The organism is Arthrobacter sp. Y3223164 (assembly GCF_059091005.1).
The window spans coordinates 1-10,642 of sequence record NZ_JBNHGF010000066.1; the positions used below are offsets into that span (position 1 = coordinate 1).

Annotated in this window: 10 protein-coding genes; 5 read left to right on the top strand and 5 right to left on the bottom strand. The window is 67.8% G+C overall.

Annotated features, from left to right (window positions below):
* Positions 1-441: hypothetical protein (locus tag AC5RUJ_RS05740; RefSeq protein WP_494155662.1), on the top strand; the 441-nt coding region annotated here is incomplete at its 5' end.
* A 16-nt stretch (positions 442-457) separates the two neighbouring features.
* On the opposite strand, the gene disA is transcribed toward AC5RUJ_RS05740, so the two are convergent.
* The 3 genes from disA to AC5RUJ_RS05755 all read right to left on the bottom strand — a co-directional run bounded on the left by disA (position 458) and on the right by AC5RUJ_RS05755 (position 4,159).
* The gene (gene disA / locus AC5RUJ_RS05745) at positions 458-1,531 is read right to left on the bottom strand and encodes a DNA integrity scanning diadenylate cyclase DisA (RefSeq protein WP_494001944.1); all 1,074 of its coding nucleotides are present in this window, start codon (positions 1,529-1,531) and stop codon (positions 458-460) included.
* 103 nt (positions 1,532-1,634) lie between these two features.
* Positions 1,635-3,002, bottom strand: a complete 1,368-nt coding sequence (gene radA, locus AC5RUJ_RS05750) for a DNA repair protein RadA (RefSeq protein WP_493978326.1) — start codon at positions 3,000-3,002, stop codon at positions 1,635-1,637.
* 29 nt (positions 3,003-3,031) lie between these two features.
* Entirely contained in the window at positions 3,032-4,159 is a 1,128-nt protein-coding gene (locus tag AC5RUJ_RS05755) for an FUSC family protein (RefSeq protein ID WP_494013364.1), read from the bottom strand.
* A gap of 273 nt (positions 4,160-4,432) precedes the next feature.
* Here AC5RUJ_RS05755 and pstS point away from each other — a divergent pair, with 273 nt between their 5' ends.
* From pstS to pstB, 4 genes are all read left to right on the top strand, one after another.
* A complete protein-coding gene (pstS, locus tag AC5RUJ_RS05760; protein WP_494001946.1) occupies positions 4,433-5,545 on the top strand; it encodes a phosphate ABC transporter substrate-binding protein PstS in 1,113 nt (370 codons plus the stop codon).
* Positions 5,546-5,694: 149 nt separating this feature from the next.
* The gene (pstC, locus tag AC5RUJ_RS05765) at positions 5,695-6,621 is read left to right on the top strand and encodes a phosphate ABC transporter permease subunit PstC (RefSeq protein ID WP_493978329.1); all 927 of its coding nucleotides are present in this window, start codon (positions 5,695-5,697) and stop codon (positions 6,619-6,621) included.
* A complete protein-coding gene (gene pstA / locus AC5RUJ_RS05770; protein ID WP_494001948.1) occupies positions 6,621-7,736 on the top strand; it encodes a phosphate ABC transporter permease PstA in 1,116 nt (371 codons plus the stop codon). Before pstC ends, pstA begins: the two co-directional genes overlap by 1 nt.
* Positions 7,737-7,762: 26 nt before the next feature.
* Entirely contained in the window at positions 7,763-8,542 is a 780-nt protein-coding gene (gene pstB, locus AC5RUJ_RS05775) for a phosphate ABC transporter ATP-binding protein PstB (protein ID WP_494001949.1), read from the top strand.
* Between the two features lie 87 nt (positions 8,543-8,629).
* Here pstB and AC5RUJ_RS05780 read toward each other — a convergent pair whose 3' ends face one another.
* On the bottom strand, positions 8,630-9,640 hold the full coding sequence (locus AC5RUJ_RS05780; RefSeq protein ID WP_494001950.1) for an inorganic phosphate transporter: 1,011 nt from the start codon (positions 9,638-9,640) through the stop codon (positions 8,630-8,632).
* The gene (locus tag AC5RUJ_RS05785) at positions 9,641-10,258 is read right to left on the bottom strand and encodes a nuclease PIN (protein ID WP_494001951.1); all 618 of its coding nucleotides are present in this window, start codon (positions 10,256-10,258) and stop codon (positions 9,641-9,643) included. It abuts the gene before it with no gap.
* Positions 10,259-10,642: the final 384 nt, after the last annotated feature.

Genomic DNA, 10,642 nt, shown 5'->3' on the forward strand with positions numbered 1-10,642 from the left:
CCGGAACCGGCGGCCTCCAGTCCCGCGTCCGCCAGCCCGGCATCCCCGGAGCCGGCAGGCTGCGAGGACCAGGACGTCGTCGTCCGGGCGGAAACGGACGCCCCGGCCTACGGCAGCGGGGAGAACCCCACCCTCATCCTGGAGGTGGCCAACGAGGGCAAGGGGCCGTGCGAAGTCAACGTCGGCACCGACGCCATGGAATTCCTGGTCACCAGCGGAGAAGACCGGATCTTTTCCTCCAAGGACTGCCAGGTGGACCCCGAGCCGTTGATGATGACCCTTGAACCGGGCAAGGCCGAGCAGGCCCGTTTCGTCTGGGAACGGAACCGCACCGCACCGGGCTGCACCCCGGTGGAAGCCAACCCGCAGCCGGGCACCTACGTCCTGGTCACCAAGCTGGACAAGAAGACCAGCGACAAGACGGTGTTCGAACTGCGCTAGCGCACGCCCGAAGGGATCAGAGGAACCGGTCCAGCAGGCTGGTTTCGGCGATGCGGGACAGGCCCTCGCGTATCACGCGGGCCCGCTGTTCGCCGATGCCGTCCACCGCCATCAGGTCGTCGATATTGGCCGCCATCAGCGACTGCAGTCCGCCGAAGTGGTCGACCAGCCGGTCCGCCACCGCCCGCGGCACCGACTTGACTGCGGCCAGCAGCCGGTAGCCGCGCGGCTGGACCACGGCGTCGAGGGAATCCTGCCCCACCTGGATGCCGATCACGCTGGCGACGCGGCCCAGATCGATCAGGTCGTTCGAGGTGAAACCGCGCAGCGTGTGCAGGGCGGCGTCGACGTCGATGCCGCCCTTGATGTCCGCGTAGTCGCGCAGGATCATCTCGCTGTCCGGGCCCAGCCCCGAGGTCAGTTCATCCAGCTGCAGGGAGAGCAGGCGCCCGTCCACGCCGAGCTCCAGCACGTACTGGGAGATCTCGTCCGAGATGCGGCGGACCATTTCCTGCCGCTGCAGGGTGACCGCCACGTCCCGCACGGTGACCATGGCCTCGATCTCCAGCGCGGACAAGGAGCTCGTGACCTGGTCCAACCGGGCGCGGTACCGCTCCAACGTGGCCAGCGCCTGGTTGGCGCGGGCGAGCACCGGCTCCGAGCCCTCCAGCACGTGCCGGATGCCTTCCACATACAACGCGATGATCTGCATGGATTGGCTGACCGAGATGACCGGCAGCCCGGTCTGAATGGCGACCCGTTCGGCGGTGCGGTGGCGCGTGCCCGACTCCTGCGTGGGAATCGACGGGTCGGGGACCAGCTGCACGGCGGCCTTGAGGATGTTCGCCGCGTCCTTGTCGCAGACGATCGCCCCGTCCATCTTGGCCAGTTCGCGCAGCCGGGTGGGGGAGAAATCGATCCCGATGTCGAAGCCGCCGCTGCTGATCTTTTCCACCTGCTGGTCGTAGCCGAGCACGATGAGCGCGCCGGTGCGCCCGCGGAGAATCCGTTCCAACCCGTCGCGCAGCTGGGTTCCCGGAGCTACACGGGCCAGGGTCGCCTTAAGGGCGTCCTCGGGGCTCTTGACCATGGGGGAGTTTCCTTAGGGCCGGCGGGCATGGGGACGAGGCCGCCGTCCTGACAGCCCCAGGGTCCATGATAAGGCCGGACCTCGGCTAATCCGCTCCCGGCGCTCAGCGGAACAGCGTGGACAGCGCTTCGGAGACCGTGTGTACTTCCTTGACCGTGAAGCCGGCCGGCACCTGGCCTGCCCCGTCGGGGGACGCCGGCACGATCGCGTGCGTGAACCCGAGCCGTTCGGCCTCCTGGATCCGCCGCAAGATTCCCGGTACCGGCCGCACTTCGCCGGCCAGGCCGACCTCGCCGAAGGCGATCAGCTGGGCCGGGAGCGGCTGGTTGGTCTTGGCCGAGGCGATGGCCAGCACGGTGGCCAGGTCCGTGGCGGGTTCGCTGAGCCGGACCCCGCCCACCGTCGCCACGTAGCTGTCGTCCTTGTGCAGCGACATGGAGGCGCGGCGCTGCAGCACGGCCATCATCATGGCCACACGGGAAGAATCCAGCCCGCTGGTGGCGCGCCGCGGCTGCGCATTGGAGGTCTCGGCCAGCAACGCCTGCACCTCGGCCACCAGCGGCCGCCGACCCTCCAGCGTCACGGTGATGCAGGTGCCGGAAACCGGATCCTTGGTCCGGGACACGAACAGGCCGCTCGGGTCCGTCAGGCCTTCGATGCCGGCCTCGGTCAGGTCGAAGCAACCCACCTCGTCGGTCGGGCCGTAGCGGTTCTTGACCGCACGCACCAGCCGCAGGCGCGAGTGCCGGTCGCCGTCGAACTGGCAGACGACGTCCACGAGATGCTCCAGCAGCCGGGGCCCGGCGATCGAGCCGTCCTTGGTTACGTGCCCCACCAGGATGGTGGTCATGCCCTTGCGCTTGGCGGCGTTGATCAGCGAGGCGGCGACCTCGCGCACCTGCGTCACGCCGCCGGCGGCTCCCTCCACCGCGCTGCTGCTGAGCGTCTGGACCGAGTCCACGATCAGCAGCGCCGGCTCCAGCTGCTCCACATGCCCCAGCGCTATGCCGAGGTCTGTCTCGGCGGTCAGGTACAGGTTGTCCGCCACCGCCGAAATCCGTTCGGCCCGCAGCTTCACCTGGGCCGCCGACTCTTCGCCGGTGACGTAGAGCACGTCGCGGTCCAGCCGGGCCACCCGGGCGGCAACGTCCAGCAGCAAGGTGGACTTGCCGATGCCCGGCTCACCGGCCAGCAGGATGACCGCACCGGGGACCAAGCCGCCGCCGAGCACCCGGTCGAGTTCGCCCACGCCGGTGGCCCGGAAGGCGGCGGTGGTGGCATCGACGTCGGCAATTCGTTCCGCGGGCCGCGAGACGGCGGCCGCGGCCGTGGTGCGCGCCACCACCTGGGTGGCCTCTTCAACCGTTCCCCAGGCCTGGCACTCGCCGCACCGGCCCACCCATTTAGCCGTGCTCCAGCCGCACTCGGCGCAGCGGTAGGCGGGGGCCTTGGAACGGGTCTTGGTGCTCATGGACCCACAGTAACCGGGGTGCCGGACAATCAGAGCCTGGGCAGGTAGGACGTGGCGTCGTCCTGGCTCAGCCCGGCGGCCTTGAGCAGGTCCACCATGAGCGGCCGGAAGACCAGGATCAGGCCCTCACCTTCCAGGGTGATAACGCCGAGAGTCTTGGGGTGCAGGCGCGTGGCAATCTCCGCCAGATCGTTGCGGGCGCCGGAGAGCCGGCGTTCGCGGGCGCCCGGGTCCCGGTCGGAAAGCCCGGCAGCGAGGATTTCGACGGCGTCGGCGGTCTCCTGGAGCACTTCGGAGAAGCTTGCGATCGCCTCGTCGGACATGGCCGCATGGTTGATCACGGATGTCAGGCGCCGGGAGAAGACCCGGCTGTTGCGCATGGCCAAATCCGCCATCTCCGCAGCATCCTGCAGGTCCCCCACTTCGTCCCGGTGGCGGCGGTGCGCGGGCGAAATCCGGGCCACTTCCCGCGCCGAGCTGAAGCTGCCGCGGACGTCGTCGATCAGGTTCTGGCTGCCCCGCGCCCTAACCAGGGCGTGCCAGGCCTTGGTGGAGTCGCTGTGGGCGAGGGCGACGGAACACTCGCGCAGCACCGAGGCAAGTTCGTCGAGGAGCGTCTGCAGCTTGGAACGCGGTTCGGAGCGCGGGTCGCCGGGGATCAACATGGTCACGAGCATCGCGAAGGCGCCGCCGATGACGGCATCGAGGCTGCGGGTGAACGGCCCCCCGTCCGGGGCGGGCAGCAGCACCACCAGCACCGACTGCAGCGCCATCTGCGTGGTGAAGATGGTGCCGCTGTCCAGGAACCGGGCCAGGAGGATGGAAACCAGCAGCACCAGGGCTGCCTGCCAGATGCCCGGCCCGAGGAAGTGCAGCAGCAGATCGCCCACCGCGATGCCCAGTGTGCAGCCGATGGCCACTTCGAGCACTTTGCGCGCCCGGGGCCCCGTGGAGAAACCGAGCGCAATGATGGACGAGGTGGCGGCGAACAGCGGGCCTTCGTGGCCCAGGACCTGCTCGGCCACGACGTAAGCGGCAACGGCGCAGAAGGTGATCCGCACCGCGGGCATGACGGAGGACTTGCTGCGGCTGAAGCCGGCGCGTCCGCGTTTGCGCAGGAACGACCGGGCCTGTGCCAACGGGGTGCCTGCGCTCATGTTCCCAGTCTAGGCGGGACTCGCCCGGCCTAGACCGGCCCCACACGGCCTCGGCACGGCCGCCCCCGGGCCCCCGCCCCTAGTATGAGTGCGCTCACAAAGGCAAGGCCTGCACGGCGGCGCTTAGTAAACCGTCCGGTCTTGTTCACCTTGCGTTCACTTTGGCCGTGCACATTCTTTACGTGGCGCCCATAGCCTCGAGGGAGCACGACGCCAGGGCGAAAACACGTCCGGTCGTCCTGATCCGTTCTCACCCTGAAAGGGACCATACACGTGAAGGCACTTCGCATCGGCCGCGCGGCCGCCGTCCTCTCCGTTGCAGCGCTGGCGCTGACGGCCTGTGGCTCCGACAACGCCACCGGCAGCCAGGCCGCCGCAGGCAGCACCGAGACCGCAGCAACGGTGTCGGGCACGCTCTCCGGCGCGGGCGCTTCCTCGCAGGATTCCGCCATGCAGGCCTGGATTGCCGGCTTCGGCGCGCAGAACCCCGAGGCCAGCGTGCAGTACTCGCCGGACGGCTCCGGTGCCGGCCGCGACGCCTTCCTGGCCGGCGGCGTGCAGTTCGCCGGCTCGGACGCCTACATGGACGAGGAAGAATGGGAGCAGGCCAAGGAGGTCTGCGGCCCCGACGGCGCCATGCACATCCCCGGCTACGTCTCCCCGATCGCCGTCGCCTTCAACCTCGAAGGCGTGGACTCCATCAACATGGACGCCGAGACCATCGCCAAGGTTTTCCGCGGCGAAATCGCCACGTGGAACGACGAAGCCATCGCTTCGCAGAACGAGGGCGTGGAACTGCCCGACACCCCCATCACCGTGGTCCACCGCTCCGACGAGTCCGGCACCACCGAGAACTTCGTGGAGTACCTCGCTGCCGCCGCCGGCGACGTCTGGACCGACGAAGTCTCCGGGGAATGGCCCGCCAAGCTCCAGGCCGAGAACGCCCAGGGCACTTCCGGTGTGGTTTCCGCCACCACCGCGACCAACGGGGCCATCACCTACGCCGACGCTTCGGCCGTCGGCGACCTGGGTACCGTGAAGGTCAAGGTCGGCGAGGAATACGTCGAACTGAGCCCCGAGGCCGCGTCCAAGGCCGTTGAGGCTGCAACCCCGGTCGAGGGCCGCGGCGAGCTTGACATGTCCCTGGACCTCGACCGCGACACCACCGAATCCGGGGCCTACCCGATCGTGCTGGTTTCCTACCACATCTACTGCTCGACATATGCTGATCAGAACACCGTTGACCTGGTGAAGGCCTTCGGCAACTACGTGATCAGCGAAGAAGGACAGCAGGCCGCGCAGGACTCGGCCGGCAACGCGCCGATCTCCGAGACCCTGCGCGAGCAGGCCAAGGCGGCTATCGACTCCATCTCGGTGAAGTCGTAGCCCACACGAAGTCCGGTTGGCCCCGCGCCGTCGCAGTTTGACGCGCGGGGCGCAGCCGTGTTCCGGCCGGGGCGAAATTGCCCGGACGGAACGAAGCCGCAAGACTGGCAGAACAGCTAGACGAAGTACAGAACCCGAAGGGTTATGAAGTGTCCCAAACATTGACCGAGACCGGCCAGGGCCGCGCCGGCGACAAGGTCTTTTCCGGCCTTGCGCTTGCCGCGGGGTGCCTGATCCTCTTCGTGCTGTTCTGCGTGGCGGCGTTCCTGCTGTGGCAGGCCCTGCCGACGTTCGGGGCAGACCCGGCCGCCATTTCCGGCGGGAACGGCTTTTGGGGCTACATCTGGCCCATCGTCATCGGCACGCTGATCGCCGCGGCGATCGCCCTGCTGCTGGCGACCCCGGTCGGCGTGGGAGTCGCACTCTTCATCTCCCACTACGCACCGCGGCGGCTCTCCCAGGGCCTCGGCTACGTGGTGGACCTGCTGGCCGCCATCCCCTCGGTGGTCTACGGAGCCTGGGGCATGACCGTGCTGGCTCCCGCGCTCGTCGGTCCCTACACCTGGCTGGCGGAGAACGCCGGCTGGATCCCGATCTTCGAAGGCCCCGCCAGCCAGACCGGCAAGACCATGCTGACGGCCGGAATCGTGCTGTCCGTGATGATCCTGCCCATCATTACCTCGCTCAGCCGCGAAATCTTCCTGCAGGCGCCCAAGCTCCACGAGGAAGCGGCCTTGGCCATGGGCGCCACCCGGTGGGAAATGATCAAGATGGCCGTCTTCCCGTTCGCCCGGCCGGGCATCGTCAGCGCGGTGATGCTGGGCCTGGGACGCGCGCTCGGCGAGACGATGGCCGTGGCCATGGTGCTCTCCGGCGGCGGGCTCATCGCCAGCCTGATCAAGTCGGGCAACCAGACGATCGCCGCCGAGATCGCCCTGAACTTCCCTGAAGCGTACGGGCTGCGCTTGTCCGAACTGATCGCCGCCGGCCTGGTGCTGTTCGTCATTACCCTGGCCGTGAACATGGTCGCCCGCTGGATCATCAGCCGGCACAAGGAATTCTCGGGAGCCAACTGATGTCCAAACTGCTCACTGAAACCCCCGCCCCGACCAAGCGCAACACGCTCACCAAAAACCAGATGCCCGGCTGGGCCATCTGGGCCGTCGCCGCCGGCTCGCTCATCCTGGGCGCCGCGGCCTCGTCGCTGATCGGTTTCGGCCTCGTCTCCTGGGCCTTGTTCTCGGCCGTAATCTTCGTGATTGCCGGCTACATCGTGACGCTCTCCGTCGAGGGGGCGCGCAAAGCCAAGGACCGCTTCGCCACCAACCTGGTCTTCGCGGCGTTCATCATCGCGGTCGTGCCGCTGATCTCCGTTATCTGGACCGTGCTGCAGAACGGCGTCGCCGGACTCAGCTACAACCTGGTCTTCACGTCGATGAACGGCATGACCGGCATGATCGACAACGAGACGACGGCCAACGGAACCGACGTGCTCGGCGGCGCCTACCACGGCATCGTCGGTACCGTGCTGATCACCCTCTGGGCCACCATCATTTCGGTGCCGATCGGGCTGCTCACCGCCGTCTACCTGGTCGAATACAGCAAGGGCGGACCGCTCTCGCGCGGTATCACCTTCTTCGTGGACGTGATGACCGGCATCCCCTCGATCGTCGCCGGCCTGTTCGCTGCCGCACTGTTCGGGCTGATTTTCGGGCCCAGCACCCGCACCGGCTTCGTGGCCGCTGTCGCCCTCTCCGTGCTGATGATCCCGGTGGTGGTCCGCTCCACCGAGGAAATGCTCAAGATCGTCCCGAACGAGCTCCGCGAAGCGTCCTACGCGCTGGGCGTGCGCAAGTGGCGCACCATCCTGAAGGTGGTGGTGCCGACGGCGATCTCCGGCATCGCCTCCGGCGTCACCCTGGCTATCGCCCGCATCATCGGCGAGACGGCGCCGCTGCTGGTCACCGCGGGCTTCGTGAACAGCATCAACTGGAACGTGTTCGGCGGCTGGATGACCACCTTGCCCACGTTCATCTACCGGCAGCTGATGAACCCGACCTCGCCCACCAACGTGGACCCCAGCATGCAGCGTGCCTGGGCCGCTGCGCTGATCCTGATCATCTTCGTCATGCTGCTGAACCTGATCGCCCGGCTGATCGCCCGCATCTTCGCCCCCAAGACCGGCCGCTGAGCCAGAACCAAAGAGAAGGAACCCCCATGTCCAAACGCATCGACGTCAAGGACCTGAACGTCTACTACGGCAACTTCCGGGCCGTGGAGGACGTCAACATCAACATCGACGCCCGGTCCGTCACGGCTTTCATCGGCCCCTCCGGCTGCGGCAAGTCCACCTTCCTGCGCACGCTCAACCGCATGCACGAAGTGCTGCCCGGCGCCCGGGTGGAGGGCGAAGTCCTGCTCGACGGGGACAACCTCTACGGCCAGGGCGTGGACCCGGTGACCGTGCGCAGCCAGATCGGCATGGTCTTCCAGCGCCCCAACCCGTTCCCCACCATGTCCATCCGCGACAACGTGCTGGCCGGGGTCAAGCTGAACGACAAGCGCATTTCCAAGTCGGACGCGGACGCGCTGGTAGAGAAGTCGCTGACCGGCGCCAACCTGTGGAACGAGGTCAAGGACCGGCTGAACAAGCCCGGCTCCGGCCTTTCCGGCGGCCAGCAGCAGCGCCTGTGCATCGCCCGGGCGATCGCGGTGTCCCCGCAGGTGATCCTGATGGACGAGCCCTGCTCGGCGCTGGACCCCATCTCCACGCTGGCCATCGAGGACCTGATCGAGGAACTCAAGACGGAGTACACCGTGGTGATCGTGACCCACAACATGCAGCAGGCCGCGCGCGTGTCCGACAAGACGGCGTTCTTCAACATCGCCGGCACCGGCAAGCCGGGCAAGCTGATCGAATACGGCGATACCCCGTCGATCTTCAGCAACCCCACCCAGAAGGCCACGGAAGACTACGTCTCCGGCCGCTTCGGGTAAGACGGCGGCAGCACGACGGCGGTGCCTCCCCTCGCGGGAGGCGCCGCCGTCGCTGTTAAAAGGCGCCAGGGAAGGCCGGCGGCCCGGCTAGAGCATCGGGTCCAGGGCCAGCAGCAGGATGGCTCCGACGAGCGAGGTTGCCAGCAGGGTCAGCACCCATGTGGCCAGCACGCGGATGGCCACCCGCCAGCGCACCGCATGCATCCGCTGGGTGGACCCCGCGCCCAGGATGGCCGCCGTCATGGTGTGCGTGCTGGAGAGCGGCATGTGCAGCCCGATGGCCCCGACGAACAGCATGGCGGAGCTGACGCCCTGTGCGGTGGCGCCGTGCAGGGGATCGATCCGCACCAGCCGCGACCCGAGCGTGTGCGAGATCCGCCAGCCGCCGAAGAGCGCGCCCACGGCCAGCAGCACCGCCGCGAACAATTGCACCCACAGCGGCATCCGGTCGCCGGAGGCATAACCGGCCGCGGCCAGTCCCAGCAGCACCACGGCCATGGTGCGCTGCCCGTCCTGCAGGCCGTGGCCCAGCGAAAAGGTACCGGCAAAGACCGCCTGGGCCAGCCTGGTGGTCCGGCCGACCTCGCGCGGGGTGCGGTAGCGGGCCAGCCACGTCAGGGGGACGATCGCCAGGTAGGAGAGCACGAACGCCACCAACGGCGACAAGAGCAGCGGCAGGATCAGCTGGCCCCAGATCGGGTTCTCCGTGGCACTGATGTTCTCGCCGCCCAGCAGGGTGGACGCCGCCCCCGCCCCGATCAGGCCGCCCAGCAGCGCATGCGTGGACGACGACGGCATCCGCTGCCACCACGTGAAAACTCCCCACGCGCAGGCGCTCAGCAGCCCGGCCAACAGGATGCCCAGCCCCGACCGGCCCTCGGGCAGGCCGATCCAACCGGTACTGATCACCAGGGCCAGGGTGCTGGAGATCAGCGCACCGGCCAGGTTGCAGACGGACGCGAGCACGACGGCGACATTCGGGGTGAGCGCGCGCGTGCGGACCGAGGTGGCGACGGCGTTGGAGACATCATGGAAGCCGTTGATGAAGGCAAAGCAGCCGGCGAAAGCGACCACCAGCACCAGGAGGAACAGCTCCACCTACGATTCCTTGACCAGAATCTGGCCTACGTGGTGGGAAGCCTGGCGCAGCGTCTTGGTGGCGGCGATCAACTGGTCGGCCACGTCGCGGTGCCGCGCCAGCGTGGCGCCCTTGTGTTCCGACAAAAGCTCCGAGACCCACACGCGGTGGGTGCGTTCGGCCCGCTTGGCCAGCCGGACCATCTCGATGCAGTACTCCTCGAGGTCCTCCAGGGAGTTCAGCCGCGGCATGGCGTCCCGGGTCATCTCCGACATCCGGCCGATGACCTCCAGCTGCTCCGAGGCCCGGCTAGACAGACGCTTCACCCGGTTGAGTGCGATCAGTTCCGCGGCGCCGTCGAGGTGTTCAAAGGTGTGCACCAGGTGCAGCGAGAGCTGGAACATGTCCTCGCGGGGGAGTGGATTAACGAAGCTAGTCCGCAGCGTGGTCAGCAGGGCGTTGCGCAGCCGGGAGACGTTCGCGTCGCGGTCGTGCAGTTCTTCGGAGAGCTTGTCGTAGTCGTCCGCAGGCGCCCCGAGGATCTCCGAGAGGGTCTTGACCCCCGCCATCAGCTCGGCTGCTGTGAGGGCGAGCAATTCGAGGCTCTTGGTGTCCTGGGGGAAGAGGCTTAGCTTCATGTCACCGGCGGTTTCTCACTGGTCCGTACGGCGGAAGGGAAGCATCCGCCGTGCCTAGATTAGCGCCTCTTCGCGAACAAAAATTAATGGTGCCGAACTGGGAGCGCCTCTCGGCGGAAGGCCGCTCGAGGCGGCTAAGAGTTGGAGCCCGGGGCTGCCACAGTTCGACACCACCTTCAGTTTTCTACGCCTCACTGCGGATGTCAACAGCCGCGAAAATACGGGGAAAAACGTGTCAGCAGAGGCTATCTGTGGTACACGCGCGCGTCGTTCCGGGAGGATCTTCTCCGGACGGTCCTGCTGCTGCGGGCACCACCGCGGGGCCGACGGCCGCCGGGGGTCGGGGTGGGTGCCGCGGGCGGCTGGCAGGTTGGTGGGTTGCCG

Coding starts and splice junctions, on each gene's coding strand:
- radA (WP_493978326.1), bottom strand. CDS start 3,002: ATGAGCACCAAGACCCGTTCCAAGGCCCCCGCCTACCGCTGCGCCGAG.
- disA (WP_494001944.1), bottom strand. CDS start 1,531: ATGGTCAAGAGCCCCGAGGACGCCCTTAAGGCGACCCTGGCCCGTGTA.
- AC5RUJ_RS05785 (WP_494001951.1), bottom strand. CDS start 10,258: ATGAAGCTAAGCCTCTTCCCCCAGGACACCAAGAGCCTCGAATTGCTC.
- pstB (WP_494001949.1), top strand. CDS start 7,763: ATGTCCAAACGCATCGACGTCAAGGACCTGAACGTCTACTACGGCAAC.
- AC5RUJ_RS05755 (WP_494013364.1), bottom strand. CDS start 4,159: ATGAGCGCAGGCACCCCGTTGGCACAGGCCCGGTCGTTCCTGCGCAAA.
- pstA (WP_494001948.1), top strand. CDS start 6,621: ATGTCCAAACTGCTCACTGAAACCCCCGCCCCGACCAAGCGCAACACG.